The organism is Methanimicrococcus blatticola (genome assembly GCF_004363215.1).
Classification (GTDB): Archaea; Halobacteriota; Methanosarcinia; order Methanosarcinales; family Methanosarcinaceae; genus Methanimicrococcus; species Methanimicrococcus blatticola.
Genome location: NZ_SNYS01000006.1, coordinates 153,262 through 169,734 on the forward strand (window position 1 = coordinate 153,262; position 16,473 = coordinate 169,734).

The window sequence follows — 16,473 nt, forward strand, 5'->3', positions numbered from 1 at the left end:
GACAAACATTTCGTCGGCTGGTCTGAAACTCCGACCGGTTCTGTGATCAGCAGTTACACCATGCCTTCCGGCAATGACGATTTATACGCCGTTTGGACCGCTGACGCCCCCGAAAAAATAACAATAAATGTCACCAAAATTTGGAACGATAATAATAATGCAGGAACTACCCGACCGACAAGCATCAACGTCACTTTAACAGCCGATGGTATTCCGGTTGGCAGTTCTAAAACCCAATTAGATGACACAAATCAATGGAACGGCAGTTGGCCGGATATGCCGGTGAAACATGACGATGGTACAGTAATCATTTACAATGTGACTGAATCTGATGTGCCGGTAGACTACACTTCTGTGATAACATCTGCCGGAAATAATTTTACAATCACAAACTGTCTGAATACCCTTAATATTCCAACCACTAACATTACAGTAACTAAAGTGTGGGATGATGATAACAACAGAGACGGCAAACGTCCTGAAAACTTGACAGTTCAGGTAATTGATGTCAATAATTCTAATGCAGTTGTTGCTGATATTTACTTGAATGAAACTAATCTTTGGACGTATACATGGCAAAACTTGCCCAATGAGGTGAATGGTTATGAATACGATTATGATGTTCAGGAAATTTGTCCGGCGGATTATACAACCGGGTCACCTTCAATGATCCAGTCGACAGGATTGGTTACTTACACATTCACAAACACTTACACACCCGAAACGACAACAATAGGACTCGTTAAGGTCTGGGACGACAACAACAACAAAAACAACAAAAGACCCGCTTCGATTACTGTAAAGCTGATGAACGGCAACACCGTTGTTAAAACAGAACAATTGACCGGCGGCTCGACAGACCCGACGTGGACACACACTTGGTCCGGAACTGATCTCTACAAATACGATAACGGTGCCGAAATCAATTATACGGTCATCGAAGTTGTCCCGAGCAACTACACGCAAACAAGCAATGTTAAAGACATTCCGACAAACACGATAACCATTACAAACAAGTACACTCCCGGATCCAACCCGCCAGGACCGGGCCCCGGACCGAATCCCTCACATCCGGGCTCTTCCACAGGAAATGCCACAGAAGGATTTGAGACCGGTCCTGAGATGCAAGAACAAAAATCAGCAATTGCGGCTCCGATTTTCATTGCCATTATGGTGATTTTGGCAGGCATTGTCATTGTCAGATGGAACAACCGCAGACTGAGACTCAAGAAATGAAGTCAGTCGAATCTATAATTAACCAATGAGTTGTTGAAAAACAGCTCATTTTTTATATTTTTGAGCCTCACGTTTTTATTTTAATCAAACATCGGGGATGAAATTATTTTTTATAAAAAATTCAAACAAATTTTAAGCATTTTTATTATTGTTTTAATTCTGTTTTCGCTCGTCGGAACAGCGGCTGCTTTACCGCGCAATTTTATTGTCATTTTCGAATATGATGAAGATCACTATTACAAAAAATCCGTTCCGCGATTTACAGTGATGTCAGAAATTGAAGCTCCTGAAAAAGAAGGATATATTTTCGGCGGCTGGTACCTTGACCCCGCTTGTACAGAACCGTATGATTTCAGCCAACCCGTCACTGAGGGATTTTATCTCTTCCCAAAATGGATTCCTGAAAATGAAATCGAAGAATTATCTCCCGAAAATTTCGTGGCAGAAGAAAATTCCCCCTCCGGATATACAAGCCCGATTTCTTCAAACGCGCTTGCCGTTATATTGGCGGCCGCATTGGTTGTTTGTTTCGGTGCCTCTTATTTCTTCTCTAAAAGGGGCAGGTCTAAATAAATAATAAATGTAAATTGATATATTTTTATATTCCAAACACGTTATTTTTTACAAAGAAATGGTTAAAATTATGCATCAAACTTTCAAACAAATTTCAGCAATTCTGATCCTTTTGCTGATTCTTTTCGCACTTGTCGGACCGGCAGCAGCCGCACCGCGCAATTATGTTGTCGTATTTATGTTTGATGAAGAAAATTATTACAAAAAATCCGTTCCGAGATTTACGGTCATGTCCGAAATTGAAACGCCGATCAAAGACGGATATGTTTTCGGCGGCTGGTATCTCGACCGCGCTTACAAGCAGCCGTACGATTTCAATCAACCGGTGAATGAACCGTTTTATTTGTACGCAAAATGGATTCCTGACAATTCAACAGAAGCGGTCGCCTGGGCTTCTTTGAAATCAACTCCGAAGCCAAGTACAAGCACCGCGGCGAACATAATTGTTGCAAATACAACAGGTGTAAATACGACCGGAACAAATACAACGAAGACAAACACAACCGAAACAAAGTCCGGATCGGCGAATAATTCATCTTCGACTTCATCAGGATCCGGGTCAAATGCGGTTTTGCCGATTCCGGCTGAGACAATTTCCAAGACTCCGGCAAGCGGCAGGCCTGATGTTACCGATCCGATTGCTTCGCTGCCGTCTCCGCAGACGTTCGCATTTTTAATCATCGCCGGAATCGGGGCGGCTATTGTTGCCTATTTCCTGCTTCTCAAAAATTAACAAGGTATTGATTATGGTTACAAAACAAACAAAAATCAGAACACTTTCAGCGCTCAGCATTGCTTTATTAATGACGCTGACTTTCACGGGAGTGGCGGTTGCCGCTGACAATTTCCTTGTCATTTTCATGTCCGATGAAGATACGGTTTACTTGAACAAACCAGTTGCCAGATATGCGCGTGTTTCCGAGCCGGAACCGCCTGTTAAAGACGGATACTCGTTCGGCGGGTGGTACACAGATTCAGAGTGCACTGAAAAATTCGATTTCGATACGCGAATTCCTTCCAAAACAACACTTTACGCAAAATGGATTCCGGTATCATACGACGACAAAGTCTATCTCGGTGCCGATAATCCCCCGTCCTTTAAAATTCCCGGATTCGGCGCAGCATTCGGAATTGCTGCCGTTCTCGGCGCGGTTTTTATTTTCGGCAGAAGAAAGAAGTATTAAAATTAAATGAATAAAACGGTTAAAGCCGCTTTATTCTCTTTTTTGTTTTTTAAAATTAAATATCCTTTATGTATTTTGTATGTCTCGGCAAAACCGCGACACCTTTTGTTGACGTATTCATTTCAACGCCCGACATTTTTGCTTTGCCGACTCCGATGACATTTTCGCCGAGAATAATGACATCATCACCGGTTCGAATGGCCGGATCCGCTTCAACAATTCCGGGCGCAAGCAGCGATCCTTTGGGAAGGAAGTTATCAATCGTTACTGTATATTGCCCGTCATAATTTTCAGATTTAATCAATTTTTCAGCGGCTTCAATTGAAAATGCCAACTGTCCGAATTGCGGCACCAAAACCGCCAACTGGGTTCTGCCGTCTAAAAGCATGAATTTCGGGAAGTTTCCTTTGATTGTCGTTTCTTCCGTAAACAAAGCGTCGGCAAGCGGACCAAGCTGATATCTCGCAATCGCTTTGGCTTGATCCATTTTCTCTTCCGTTCCGCCTCTCTTTAAAAGAGCGGGGCGCGGTTTGTGCGTTTCGGATTCTTTTTCAGGCGTTGCGTCTTCAATAATTTGGTCAACGGCTGTTCTCAAATTTTTCAAACTGATTTGAGATGTCGGGCTTCTTTCAACCGTATAAATCATTGAAATTCCGAGCTTGGCGGAAACCGATTCACAAATCTCGCGATACGGGCCCTCGACGTGCGCGACAATGTGTTTGTAAAGATCTTTGTTTTTGACCAAATATTCTTCAAGCAAACCGCCGACCCAAGCGCGTTCTTCTAAGTCCCAATGCCCGGTCACGGTTGTGTCATAGTGGGCGGCCGGATAAGTCAGTTCCAGCTCGCGCGGAATAATGCCCATCGGCGACGTGATAATCAATTCGTTGACATATTTTCGGTTGCGTTCGATGGATTGAATAAATCTTTGGTGGGATGCGGAAATCGAATACGGTTTTTTAGATGAACACGGGAAAATAACCAAAATTTCTTTTCTCGGTGCTTCATAATTTTCCATAATCCGTTTTGCAAAGCGTTGGATTTCGGCGCGGTTCTGTGATTCGGATGTCGTTGCGTAAAGCGTTTCTCTGCGGAATGTCGGTGCCGTTATTTCCGCAAGCGGGCTTCTGTCAAACAGGCGCAGAAGTCCGGTCAGCCAGGTGCGTACGCGGCATTGCCCTTCAACATATTCGCGAATCACGCCGCGTCTGATTTTTTCACGAACCAACGCCATTTCAGAATCAAGCGCGTTGACATTGTGTTCCGATAAAAGCGCGTATCGTTCAGCCGCCGGCATTTCTCGTAAATCCTTTGCCGTTTTTCCGGCGCATGCGCGGCATCGGCACGGCAATTCCGTCATATCTTCCAGGAAAAAAGTGCCGGCGTTTGTCATATATTTGTTTGAAAATCCGGCAACTTCGGCGCGGGTCGTGTCTAAAATGTCGGCGCCCAAATAAATCAGCATGGCTGCGTTTTCGGGTGTCGCGAGATTCGGAAGCCAAAGCGTGGCATCCGCCGGCAGTCTTTCTTTAATGTTCACGAAAGCGTCAAAAAATCCGATTGAATCATCATCAAAAGAGCCGGCGCTTTCCATCATATAAACATCGGCACTCGTTTTCTCAACCGCAAACGTTTCTTTTTCAACTGTTTCCGCTCTGTTGCAGTCGTCGCCGCAAATACAATCGTCCGCTTCGATCACTTTTGAATATTTGATCGGGCGAATCACGGCGGCGGTCGGGCGTTTGCCGAAAATTTCCATGCCGCCGGTTTTTTCATAAACTTTCCGTTCTCTTTTTTCATGATCCGCTTCGGGATACGTTAACGTATATTGATTCCTCGGCAAAATCAAAAGTTTTGACTCAGTGGTTTTTGAAATTTCATTAGCAACCGCCGCGAAATATTCTTCTTCATCCTGTCCGGTTTGCCAAAGTGTGCCGAGATTTTTTATCGGAAGCTCTCCCGCGGCAAGTTTTGATGAATTGATCAAATAAGGCGTTTGAATAAAAGAGGCCGCCGGCTTCTCAGCGGGTTGATTTGAAATGTAAAGTTTTCCGATGCGGGCCGGTCCGTCCCGATCATCGATTTCAAAGAATTTCGTCATGGACTTTTAAATCCCGTCATTGAATAAAAAAACTCTCATTCGCCATAAAAATCCGAGGTTCCTTTTTTCTTTTTACTCAAAAACGGTACAGTTCGCGCGCGGTGGCGGGTGGCGGCGGGTGACAGCAGCAATGCAAACGGCAGGTAGTTGCAGCAACACAAACCTGAAGGTAGCTGTGCTCCGTTCGCGCAAGCGAACGGCTGTCATAAAAAAGAGCAGATAAACGCAGCAAAAGCAGGCACGCCCAACAAAATAAATTGGAAATGACCTGTTGGGTTGGGTTCAGAAATTTAAATTTAAAAACTATCTCGTTTCTCAATCACGAAATTCACAGCTTTCCAAATGATCATTCACCATGCCGATGGCTTGCATGTAAGCGTAAATAATCGTTGAGCCGACAAACGTAAAGCCGATCTTTTTCAAATCTTTGCTGATTTGGGCAGACAATTCGGTTGAAACAGGAATATCCGCTATTGTTTTCGGATGATTTTGAATCGGTTTGCCATTGACATAACGCCATAAAAAGTTGTCAAGCGATCCGTGTTCTTCTTTAAGTTTAAAATAAGCGTTTGAATTGGTGACGGCAGCTTTGACTTTCAGGCGGTTGCGGATAATTCCTTCATTTTCAAGGAGCTCTGCCATTTTTTTATCATCATAATTTTTCATGATTTCCGGATCGAAATTATCATACGCTTTTCGCATCGCTTCCCGTTTCTTCAAAATTGTTGACCAGCTCAAACCGGCTTGCTGCCCTTCCAGCATCAGCATCTCAAACAATCTTCTTTCATCATGAAGCGGTTTTCCCCATTCTTTGTCATGATATTCACAATCAAGCGGGGTTTTGGCCCATTCGCATCTTCTTTTTTCCGACATTTTATCACATTTCTCGCGCATTTTACGTTTCGGGATACAGAAATTTATTTAGTTCTTCAAATATAAAATATTTATACTATTAATGCAATTTTATAAATATGCCTGAATTTGGTAATCCCTTTGCCGGCCTGAAAAACGGCCGTAAGCTGACGCATGAAGAACTCGTCCGAGCCATCCGTTTCATGGTTTCCGCCGAATATGAAGCGATTCAGCTTTATGAACAGCTTGCAGAATCAACCGACAACAAACTTGCAAAAGAAGTGTTGATTGACATTGCCAATGAAGAAAAAGTTCACGCCGGAGAATTCCTCCGCCTGCTTCGCGAACTTCAGCCCGATGAATTGAAATTCTACAAAGAAGGCGAAGAAGAAGTTGAAGAAGAAATCGCGAAGATGAAAAAGCCCGCTGCAAAGCCTGCAGCAAAACCGGCAGCAAAACCGGCGGCTAAAGTAACAGCCAAAACGACAGTCAAAACTGCTGCGAAACCCGCAGCCAAAGCACCTGCAAAAGCACCGGCAAAAGCACCCGCTAAAGCACCTGTCAAAACAGCAGCAAGACCGCCGACAAAGACGGCAAGAAAATAATTGAATCATTTTCTTTTCAAATGATTCCTTTTTATCTTTTTTATTTTCAACAGCGGATGCGTTTTGTTTCATTCTGTTTGATGAAACATTTTATGATAAATAATCATAAATTAAAAAGCTTTAAATCATAGTCGAGTGTTCTTTTCTTTACATTTGATTCTTATTCTAAAAAACGTTTCATAATAACATATATATAAGGAATCAACATGAAAATGCATCGGAACAAATTGCATTTCGCATGCGTTTTTTATTCACTATTTGCTTATAACGGTCAATATTTATGGATCATTACGAAGAACTCAAAAACATTTGTGAAGGCCGAATAACGGCTGCGCCTGCCGAGCTGTGCTGTTATGCAGCCGACGGCTCTCAAATCAAAGGAAAGCCGGATTATGTCGTTTTTCCCAAAACGACTGACGAAGTGTCTCAAGTTTTAGCTTACGCAAACAAACATTTAATTCCCGTCACGACACGCGGCGCGGGAACCGGACTTGCCGGCGGCGCCGTTCCGGTCAGAGGCGGCATTCTTTTAGACATGTCACAAATGAATCAAATTTTGAGCATTGATATCAATGACATTCAAGTAACGGTAGAGCCCGGGCTCGTTGCCGACAAACTCAACGAAACGCTCAAACCGTACGGTTTCTTTTTCCCGCCCGATCCCGGAAGCGCTGCGACCTGCACCATCGGCGGCCAAATTTCAAGCAACGCGAGCGGTATGCGCTGCGTCAAATACGGAACAACCAAAAATTACGTTTTGGATTTGGAAGTTGTTCTCGCTGACGGCACCGTCATTCATACCGGAACCAATTGCTTAAAATCATCCATCGGTTACGATTTATCCCGGCTTTATGTCGGTTCGGAAGGAACGCTCGGCGTCATCACGAAAGCCGTTTTGAAGATTTCACCGCTTCCGAAATTCAGAAAATTAATCATGATTTCTTTCCCGTCTCCCGAAAACGCCGGTTTATCCGTCTCACGCGTTTTTGCGGCAGGCGTTGTCCCGTCCGCTTGTGAAATCTTGGACAAAACATCCGTTTCAATTTTAACGAAATTAGATCCCGATGTTATTTTTCCGCGCGACGGCGACGTTGTTTTGTTTGAAGTGGACGGCAGCAGCAAAAACGCAGTCGACGAGTCGGCGGAATTGCTTGCAAGTGCCTGTGAAGAAATTTCAAGCAGCATTTTGATTACGGACGATCCGGTCAAAATGAAAGAAATTTGGGATGCCAGACGGCTGCTCGGCGCTGCCGTTTCAAAGCTTGATCCGACTAAAACACGCATTTACGTCGGCGAAGATTTGGGCGTTCCGATTCAGAAATTACCGCAAATGATTGCGAAAGTTTATGAAATTACCAATGAAATCGGCATTACGCCGATGATTTACGGACATGTCGGTGACGGAACTGTTCATGTCGGCTTGTTTATTGATGTCTTGGACAAAGACGAATGGAAAAAGCTGGATATTGCTGCTGACAGATTGCATTTGGCAGCGATTGAGCTTGGCGGAACAATCAGTTCCGAGCACGGTATCGGTGCTGCGCGCGGCATGTATATGGAAAAACAATGCGGCTCGGCATTCGGAGTGATGAAAGCAATCAAGAAAACCCTTGATCCGAACGGAATTCTCAATCCCGGGAAATTAGGGCTTTCATAAAAACGGAATTCAGAGGAATTGGCAATTATGTCTTTCAATAAGGTGGATCAAAGAGATTTATATCGCTGTGTCAGCTGCGGCAACTGCCGTTCAGTTTGTCCGGCATTTGAACAAACAGGCCGCGAATCCAAAAACACGCGCGGCCGGATTTTAATTATCCGTGATGTCTGTGAAGGAAAACTGGATGACGCTTCTGTTTTTGACAGCATTAACACCTGTACGACATGCGGCTACTGCGCAGTCACCTGTCCCGCAGGCGTTCACCCGCCCGATTTGGTTGAAGGCGCGCGCTGCGGACTTGTCGCCGGCGGAAAAATGACGCCGACGCAGATGAAAATCCGCGACACTGTGACGCAATATTCCAACACGCTCGGCGATGCCGGTTCCCGTCTCGGCTGGCTTGAAGGAACAGGTCTTGTTCTTCCTGAAAATCCGAAGGCGGTTTATTTTGTCGGCTGTTTGGATACTTATCGCTATCCGGAAACCGCCGTTAATACTTACAGAATTCTCAATTCAATGGGTGTCGGTCTTTTAAATGATGAAAAATGCTGCGCTTCGCCGCTTCTGCGTCTCGGTTTTGTCAACGAAGCCGACGCATTGATGAAGCATAATATTGATCAAATCAAAATGAGCGGCGCGGATACAATCATCGCAGGCTGTGCCGGCTGTTACAACACGCTGAAAAACAATTATGATTTAGACGGTGTCAATGTTGTCACCGTTTCCGAATATTTGGTTTCCCATTTGGACGATTTGAAAAAATCGGGTCTTGGCAAACTGGATTTGAAAATTACATATCACGATCCTTGCCACTCCGGTCGCCACAATAATATTTTTGATGAGCCCCGCGCTTTGATTCATGAAATTGTCGGCAAAGACAATTTGATTGAAATGGCAACAATTCGCGAAAAATCCAGGTGCTGCGGCGGTGGCGGCGGTGTCCGGTCCGGTTACAACGATTTGTCTTTGGCAATGGCCAAAAGAAGATTAGAAGACGTTCCCAAAGGCGTTGATTATATCGTTACAACCTGTCCGCTTTGCCTGCGCAATTTAAGAGATGCCGGCGGTGACATTCCCGTCATTGATTTAATTGAATTAATCAAAATGGCAAAAAATTAATGACAAAAAAATTAATGGTAACAATTAATGGAAAAAAGTGAATGGTAAACGTTGATATTTTAAATTAAAATTTAAATTAAAAAACGTAACCATATTCTTTATTGAAAAACGTATTCTATATTTCAACTTAAAAATTAAAAAAGAAGCCGACGCGCTCAAATGTAGCGGTCGACGATATTATTGTTTTTAAATCTGTTTTTTTAATTTTTATTTTGCTTCTTCTAATTTAAAGATGCTTTTTTAAGAAATTGCGGATTTCTTCTGAGTTTGCCCAGCCTTCATCCAGTTTGGCAATGACTTCTTCAATTTCATTGCACTGCTCGATGATTTTTTCTGCGGCCATGTGATCGTATGATGTTTCGGCCAGCAGGAAAACGCTTGAGAGCGGATTGCGGATGTTGTCAATGACGGTTGCAAACTGTTCAATGTTTGCTTCCAAACGCTCATATGAAACACGTTTCATTTCTTCGTCGCGCTTTGTTTCGGTAATATCAATTGCCAATAAAACGTAACCGGATACTTCGCCGTCTTCATCTCTGGCGGTATTTGAAATAATCTGCCAATATTTATTTTTCAAACTTTTGATCTCAGAAGCGATTTCTTTCCTTTCAAGGAATTCGGCAAACAGTTCAAGAGCGGGTTCGCTCGGGAATAATTTTGTTCCCAAATCCGTGATGGATTTTCCGACAAGTTCGGATTCAGACAATCCGGTTTCAGTGTAAAGGGAACGGCTTGCCCATTTGATTTTATACTCAGCAGTCATGTAAATAACGATTTCCGGAACGAAGTCCAAAATCATATTTTTCTCAATATCGGTTTGTTTGGCAACGCCTTTTGCTTTTAAAACCTGATTGATTAAACGGGCCAGCAAGACACCGAACACAAAACAGAGAAGTAAAATGACCAAATTGAAGAACAATCCTTCGTCAGTTGTCATCGGTTCAAACAAAAATTTCACGGATTCACCGACACTGCCCGTATCCGGACCGGCGGTAAAATATCTTGACAGTAACTCTGCAAAAATAAACAAGAGACCGACAAGAACCGATAAAATGATTACTTTGTATTCTAATTTCATTTCCAATTTCATTTCTAAACCCCGTTTTTGAAAATATTTGAAGTTTAAATGTATTTAACTCTATTTAATATTTCACGTTGTTAATAGTAAATCTCAATAGCAGATCTCAATAAAATCTCTTTTATTATTTTCAGTATCGGTATTTCAGTATTGTATTTCAATTTCAGTATCTATATGAATTTGCCCGGTTTCTCGGAATCAAACATTCCGGTCCGCTGCCGATTAAATCTTCGCGCCCGGCAGCTTCCAACGCCTGTTCAACCATTTCCCGATTATCCGGATTTCTGAATTGAAGCAAAACGCGCTGCATTTTCTTTTCCGTTCGCGTGACCGGAACATAAATTTTTTCCATCGTAAACGGATTCAGTCCGGTGTGGAACATGCACGTTGAAATCGTCATCGGTGTTGGCGTAAAATCCTGTACTTGTTCGGTGTAGCGGTTGTTGTCGCGAATGTATTCCGCCATCTCCACTGCGTTTTCCATGGTACATCCGGGGTGGCCTGAAATTTGGAATGTGACTAAAAACTGTTTCAAATCGAGTTCTCTGTTGATGTCTTTGAATTTCTTTTCAAATTTTTCAAATGCTTCCCGATTCGGTTTTCTCATCACCGCTGTCACATTGTCGCAGAAATGTTCGGGTGCTACTTTCAGCTGACCGCCGACATGGTATTGGCAAAGTGTTTCCAAGTATCCGTCATCCTGAAGTGCCAAATCAAAACGAACACCGTATCCGGTCAGCACTTTTCTGACATTCGGCATATTCCGAAGCGTTTCTAAAAGTTTCAAAAGCCGTTCATGGCTTGAATTCAGCGACGGGCAAACGGTCGGAACAAGACAATTTTTGTGTGTGCAAGCGCCCTTTTTCTCCCATGTCGGACAAGTCATGCCGTACATGTTGGCGCTCGGTCCGCCGATTCCGCTGATGATGCCGTTAAAATCAGGCGCGGTCGCGATCTGCTCGGCCTCGCGTATGATCGACTCTTCGCTTCGGTTGCTGATGGCGCGTCCCTGATGCTGCGTGATGGCGCAGAACGAACAGCCGCCGAAACAGCCGCGATGACTTGTAATTGAATTCTTGACAACGTCTAAACCGGGAACCCCTTCTGTGTAAGAGGGATGTTCCAAGCGAAGATACGGCAGTTCATACACGTCGTCCATTTCCTTTTCCGTCAGTTCGCGCATCGGCGGATTTTGAATAATCACGGTTTTGGGATGTGGCTGAACAAGTTTTTTGCCGGAAACAGGGTTCTGGTTTTCATAAATAATTTTAAAAGCGCGGGCATATTGCTCTTTATTTTCAGAAACTTCTTTAAAATCGGGTAATTCAATAAATGATCCCGCTTCAAGCGACCCGGAATATTCGGAGTCATGTCCGTCGCGGATATTTTTCCATTCTCGAACCGGCATTTTCCAAACGGTTCCCGGAATATTTCGAATGTCGGCTATTTTTTCGCCGGCATTCAGTCGGGCGGCGATTTCTTTTGCCTGAAGCTCGCCCATGCCGTAAATAATCATATCAATCGGCGCGTCGGCCAAAACGGATTGACGCACATCATTGGATAAATAATCGAATTCCGCAAAGCGGCGAAGCGATGCTTCAATGCCGCCCGCAATAATCGGAACATCCGGATACGCTTGGCGGAGACGGTTCGCATAAGCGATGACGGCGCGATCCGGACGCAGGCCGGGCTCTCCGCCGGGGGAATACATATCGCTTTCGCGCTTGTACAAAAGCGGTGTATAATTATTGACAAGAGAATCGGCATTGCCCGCGCTGACAGAGAAAAAGAGGCGCGGTTTTCCGAGAATTTCAAAAGCGTCTTTGCTTGTCCAATCCGGTTGCGCAATGACGCCGACGCGGAAACCGTCGTGTTCTAAGACACGGCCGATAATTGCGGTTCCGAATCCGGAATGGTCGACATAAGCGTCTCCCGTGATTAAAATAATATCCAGCTCATCCCAGCCTTTTTGACGTGCCTCTTCAAGGCTCATCGGTAAAAAGTCGCCGGCTTTTTTCAAGGCTTCTTGCCGGCGTTTCTCAAAAAAATGGTTTACTTTTTTTTCGGTTTTTCTCCCGTCAACTTCGTTTTTTTTTGACTCGTTGCGGTCGTTTCTGTCTCTTCTGCCGCCGGATCTTTCATTTCTTCCGGCATTTGATTTATAATCGTCATCGGAACGCTTTGATCGTGTGTCTGATTTCCATTCGAAACGACCCGGTTCGGGAATTTTTGCACCTTCCCGTTTGACACCCAATTGGCCGATTGCAGGCTTTTTTGAAGTGTCTTTTCCGGATTGCGCTTTGCCTTTCTTTTCATCTTTTGGAATCACAATCTTTGATTTGTCCGCGCCTAACTTTCCGGCTTCTTTTTCAAGACCCATGATTGTTCTGCGGTTGTCGGCTTTTCCGACTTCCACTTTGCTGACCGTTCCCAAAGTTCCGGTTTTTCGCGCCGGTTTTTTCCCCGTTTCTTTATTTAATTCTGACATTTTCCCGTCTCTCTTTTAAGGATTCATCCTTGATGACATCATTTCTGATAATTCAATTGATCGGTTCGCGTTTCCGAGTGTTGTGTGACCGTGTCCCGGACATAAGTTTTCAATATCTAATTCTCTTAATTTACTGATGGAGCTCGTCATCTTTTCCGGCGCGGAAATTTTAAAATCCGACCGCCCGATGCCGCCGTCTGAAAAAACCGTGTCGCCTGAAAAAAGCGTTTTTGAATTTTTCTCATAAAGGCAGATACAGCCGACGGTATGTCCCGGTGTGTGAATAACTTCCAAATATTCTTCTTCGCCGTTTTCATTGAACCCGATCGGGATTTTTTCGCCGCCCCGGTACAATATATCTGCCGGCGGGCAGGCGATTTTACTTCCGAAATTCAATGCGCTTGATAAATAATCGTCATTCAAAAACGGCGCATCAGCTTCATGAATTGCCAATTTCGCGCCGCTTCTTTTCAAAAGTTCGCCGGCGCAGCCGCTGTGATCGTAATGCGCGTGCGTTAAAATAATTAATTCAATATTTTCAATCGGCATGATTTGTTCCATATGATGCAAAACATAATCGGTGGTCATTCCGGTGTCAATCACGATTTTTTGATTGATGACATAAATATTAGAATCGTAATATTGAGGAACGATTTCTTCAACGCGCATTTTCTTCCTCCCTCATCCTTTAATAACGCCGATCGGAATCAAGCGGGCGACTTTTTGAGCAATTCCGAGACTGTCTACGACATCAACGACATCGTCGCTGTTTTTGTAAACGCTCGGCGCTTCTTCGGCAATCACTGACGCTTTTTCCGCTCTCACCGTGATGCCTTGGCGTGCCAGTTCTTCTTGGATTGCTTCCCCGTTCATGCTGCCTTTGGCTTTGCCGCGTCCCATCAAACGGCCGGCACCATGACAAGCGCTGCCGAATGAGAGCGACATGGAATTGGGTCCGCCTTTCAAAACGAATGAGGGCGTTCCCATGCTTCCCGGAATTAAAACCGGCTGGCCGACATCTCTGTATTGCTGCGGCACTTCGGGGTGACCGGCAGGGAATGCGCGTGTTGCGCCTTTCCGGTGAACGTAAACATCCTGTTTTTTGCCGTCCACTTCGTGTGTTTCGTATTTCGCGACGTTGTGCGCGACATCGTAAAGCAGTTCCATGCCGAGCGCGTCGGTGTCTTTGCCGTAAAATTGTTCAAAGACTTCGCGTGTCCAGTGCATAATGATTTGGCGGTTTGCCCAAGCATAATTCGCGCCGCATTTCATGGCGTCAAAATAATCCTGCGCCTCTTTGGATTTTGCGGGCGCGCAGGCGAGCTGCATATCGGGAACATTGATTTTGTATTTTTTAACCGCCTGGTTCAATGTTTGCAGATGGTCTGTACAAATTTGATGACCGGCGCCGCGGGAGCCGCAGTGAATCATTACGGTGACTTGCCCTTCTTCCAAGCCGTAAGCAGCGGCGGCAACGGGATCATAAATTTTATCAACATATTGTATTTCTAAAAAATGGTTGCCGCTGCCAAGTGTCCCGAATTGCGGGCGTCCTCTTTTGCGGGCTTTTGTTCCGACGGTGTCCGGATTTCCGCCTTCCATGAAACCGTAGGATTCGCAGTTTTTGGTATCACTTTCAATTCCGTATCCGGCTTCAACGGCCCACTGTGAGCCGTGTAAAAACGCTTCCGTTAATTCGGTGTCGGTGACTTTGAATTCTCCTTTTGAACCGACGCCTGAGGGAATTTTCTTAAACAAATTTTCCGTCAATATTTTCATATGAGGCGTCGCGTCTTCTTTTAAAAGATTTGTTTTCATGAGGCGGACACCGCAATTAATATCAAAACCGACGCCGCCGGGGCTGATGACACCTTCTTCTTCATCGAAAGCCGCAACGCCGCCGATTGTAAAACCGTAACCGAGGTGAACGTCGGGCATGGCCATGGAATAATCTAAAATGCCGGGTAGCATGGCGACATTTGCAACCTGATTAACGGTTTCTTTGTCAATCGTTCCCATTAATTTTTCTGACAGAAAAAGTCTGCCGGGAACATTCATCCCGTAAGCGTGCGATGTTGGGATGTCCCAAATGTTATCGTTGACGCGGGTTAATTCCTCCGTGACGTCCGATTCGTTTTTTTCTTTATTCTGATTTGACATAATTTTCCCTTAAAATGATATGATTTAATAACAGTGATTCATTTCTGTGATTTAAACTGTTCCTTAATCAGACAGACCGCCGCCGTGCGCGACCCGCTCCTGTTTTTTAAATATTGAAAAACGAGAAACCGTTTAATAAACAAAATGTGCCGCAAAAAAGTGTCATTCGTTTACAAATCCAAAACGACTTCCGCTTCAAAGCCGGTCGGTGTTTCTTCAACGCGGATGCCGCTGTACGTTATCGCTTTGACTTCCGTTTTAAAATTTTGTTTGGCGGAATCAATCGGTTCGCCGGATACGACGGCGTTTATAAACCAAACATCGTTGCCGTCATCATCTTTTTTTACGCCGGCTTCTTTGACGTAAACAGCGCCGAGAACCGTTTCTTCAGCGTCAAATAAATACAAAAGTTCTGACAGGAAATCGACCATTAAATTTTCTTTGCCGGCGGTTCCTGTGGTTTCTAAATCGATTTCAAATGCCGTTTTTGGATGAATTGTTGAAATATCCGCAATCACGGAAAGTGTCGCTAAGGCTGCGTTTTCAAAAACCTTTTCAATCGTGTCACCGTATGCGATAAATTTTGTGTCGGCGACATGGTCCAAATAAATGAAATCGGTTTTTTGCGTCATTGTTTTTCAAAAAAATTTTGTTTAAGCTTCCGCTTCTGATTTTTCAGACGCTTTTGCTTTGTCTTCTCTGTCCAGTGCTTTCCAAATGTGGTAAATTCTTTGGAATGCGGTAATGTGCGACCCGACGGCAATAATAATCATGGCCCAGCCGAGGAATGAAAATCCCCAATAAAGGGCAGAAGTTTCGTAAAACGCGATGTAGCCGAAATCCAAGAACGAGGCTGCCAATATGATAATCAGGCGGTCGGCGCGTCCCATGATGCCGCCGTAATATCTGCCGATATCCATTGCCTGCGCCTGTGTTCCGAGATAGCTTGTCAGCAAAATGCCTGCAAGCGCGATGAATCCGATCCACCACGGGCAAAATCCGCCGAAAACAATTCCGGAAATGATAAAAACATCGGCGTAGCGGTCAATGACATGGTCTAAAAAGTCGCCTTTTTTGCCGGCAATACCGCGGAGACGCGCAACGGCACCGTCAAGAGCGTCAAGTCCCGAATTGATGAGAACGCAGATGGCCGCAACCAAAAGAAAATAATAAGGTGCCGAGAGGCCGAAATAATCATTGCCTGCAAAATAGTAAAAGATGCCGGCAAGTATTGAAAATATAAATGATATAATTGAAAGTGTGTTGGGTGAGATGCCGATTTTAATGAATATTTTTGCAATCGGATCCACGATCGTTTCTGCAACGTACGGTCTGAGCGAATTGGCTGCCATTGATTATATTTCCTTTTTTTACCTTTTTGTTGTATAACTACTTTCTATACCCTATAAATAAATAACAA

16 protein-coding genes (1 of these 16 only partly in view) are annotated in these 16,473 nt (G+C 44.3%); 7 read left to right on the plus strand and 9 right to left on the minus strand.

What is annotated here, in order from left to right; genetic code table 11:
- From C7391_RS08670 to C7391_RS02740, 4 genes are all read left to right on the plus strand, one after another.
- Positions 1 to 1,236, plus strand: partial view of a Cna B-type domain-containing protein gene (locus C7391_RS08670; protein ID WP_449288500.1) — the 3' end only. The gene continues 1,407 nt to the left of window position 1, outside the view; only the last 1,236 of its 2,643 coding nucleotides appear in the window; its start codon lies off the left edge, out of view; it ends in the stop codon at positions 1,234 to 1,236.
- Positions 1,237 to 1,446: 210 nt separating this feature from the next.
- Complete coding sequence (locus C7391_RS08500; protein WP_279526725.1) at positions 1,447 to 1,809, plus strand: InlB B-repeat-containing protein; 363 nt, start codon at positions 1,447 to 1,449, stop codon at positions 1,807 to 1,809.
- Positions 1,810 to 1,879: 70 nt separating this feature from the next.
- A complete protein-coding gene (locus C7391_RS02735; protein WP_166627378.1) occupies positions 1,880 to 2,542 on the plus strand; it encodes an InlB B-repeat-containing protein in 663 nt (220 codons plus the stop codon).
- Positions 2,543 to 2,555: 13 nt separating this feature from the next.
- On the plus strand, positions 2,556 to 2,993 hold the full coding sequence (locus tag C7391_RS02740; protein WP_133517019.1) for an InlB B-repeat-containing protein: 438 nt from the start codon (positions 2,556 to 2,558) through the stop codon (positions 2,991 to 2,993).
- Between the two features lie 55 nt (positions 2,994 to 3,048).
- Here the strand turns inward: C7391_RS02740 and arcS are convergent, their stop codons facing one another.
- The 3 genes from arcS to C7391_RS02750 all read right to left on the minus strand — a co-directional run bounded on the left by arcS (position 3,049) and on the right by C7391_RS02750 (position 5,967).
- On the minus strand, positions 3,049 to 5,094 hold the full coding sequence (gene arcS / locus C7391_RS02745; protein ID WP_133517020.1) for an archaeosine synthase subunit alpha: 2,046 nt from the start codon (positions 5,092 to 5,094) through the stop codon (positions 3,049 to 3,051).
- 76 nt (positions 5,095 to 5,170) lie between these two features.
- Entirely contained in the window at positions 5,171 to 5,326 is a 156-nt protein-coding gene (locus tag C7391_RS08240; protein WP_166627379.1) for a hypothetical protein, read from the minus strand.
- 83 nt (positions 5,327 to 5,409) lie between these two features.
- Complete coding sequence (locus C7391_RS02750; RefSeq protein ID WP_133517021.1) at positions 5,410 to 5,967, minus strand: DNA-3-methyladenine glycosylase I; 558 nt, start codon at positions 5,965 to 5,967, stop codon at positions 5,410 to 5,412.
- Positions 5,968 to 6,065: 98 nt separating this feature from the next.
- On the opposite strand from C7391_RS02750, the gene C7391_RS02755 reads away from it, so the two are divergent.
- From C7391_RS02755 to C7391_RS02765, 3 genes are all read left to right on the plus strand, one after another.
- Positions 6,066 to 6,551, plus strand: coding sequence for a ferritin family protein (locus C7391_RS02755; protein ID WP_133517022.1), 486 nt, complete (start codon positions 6,066 to 6,068; stop codon positions 6,549 to 6,551).
- A gap of 280 nt (positions 6,552 to 6,831) precedes the next feature.
- Positions 6,832 to 8,208: an FAD-binding oxidoreductase gene (locus C7391_RS02760; protein WP_133517023.1), complete on the plus strand. Its 1,377-nt coding sequence runs from the start codon at positions 6,832 to 6,834 to the stop codon at positions 8,206 to 8,208.
- A 27-nt stretch (positions 8,209 to 8,235) separates the two neighbouring features.
- Entirely contained in the window at positions 8,236 to 9,327 is a 1,092-nt protein-coding gene (locus tag C7391_RS02765) for a (Fe-S)-binding protein (RefSeq protein ID WP_133517131.1), read from the plus strand.
- A gap of 226 nt (positions 9,328 to 9,553) precedes the next feature.
- Here the strand turns inward: C7391_RS02765 and C7391_RS02770 are convergent, their stop codons facing one another.
- From C7391_RS02770 to C7391_RS02795, 6 genes are all read right to left on the minus strand, one after another.
- Positions 9,554 to 10,417 carry a PAS domain-containing protein gene (locus C7391_RS02770; RefSeq protein WP_133517024.1) on the minus strand — a complete coding sequence of 288 codons (864 nt, stop codon included), beginning with the start codon at positions 10,415 to 10,417 and terminating at the stop codon, positions 9,554 to 9,556.
- 151 nt (positions 10,418 to 10,568) lie between these two features.
- Positions 10,569 to 12,398, minus strand: coding sequence for a YgiQ family radical SAM protein (locus tag C7391_RS02775; RefSeq protein ID WP_223611046.1), 1,830 nt, complete (start codon positions 12,396 to 12,398; stop codon positions 10,569 to 10,571).
- Positions 12,399 to 12,908: 510 nt separating this feature from the next.
- Positions 12,909 to 13,562, minus strand: a complete 654-nt coding sequence (locus tag C7391_RS02780; protein ID WP_133517025.1) for an MBL fold metallo-hydrolase — start codon at positions 13,560 to 13,562, stop codon at positions 12,909 to 12,911.
- A 12-nt stretch (positions 13,563 to 13,574) separates the two neighbouring features.
- Positions 13,575 to 15,053, minus strand: a complete 1,479-nt coding sequence (locus C7391_RS02785; protein WP_133517026.1) for an RtcB family protein — start codon at positions 15,051 to 15,053, stop codon at positions 13,575 to 13,577.
- Between the two features lie 170 nt (positions 15,054 to 15,223).
- Positions 15,224 to 15,685: an archease gene (locus C7391_RS02790; RefSeq protein WP_133517027.1), complete on the minus strand. Its 462-nt coding sequence runs from the start codon at positions 15,683 to 15,685 to the stop codon at positions 15,224 to 15,226.
- Between the two features lie 21 nt (positions 15,686 to 15,706).
- Positions 15,707 to 16,405: a CDP-alcohol phosphatidyltransferase family protein gene (locus tag C7391_RS02795; RefSeq protein WP_133517028.1), complete on the minus strand. Its 699-nt coding sequence runs from the start codon at positions 16,403 to 16,405 to the stop codon at positions 15,707 to 15,709.
- Between the last annotated feature and the right edge of the window lie 68 nt (positions 16,406 to 16,473).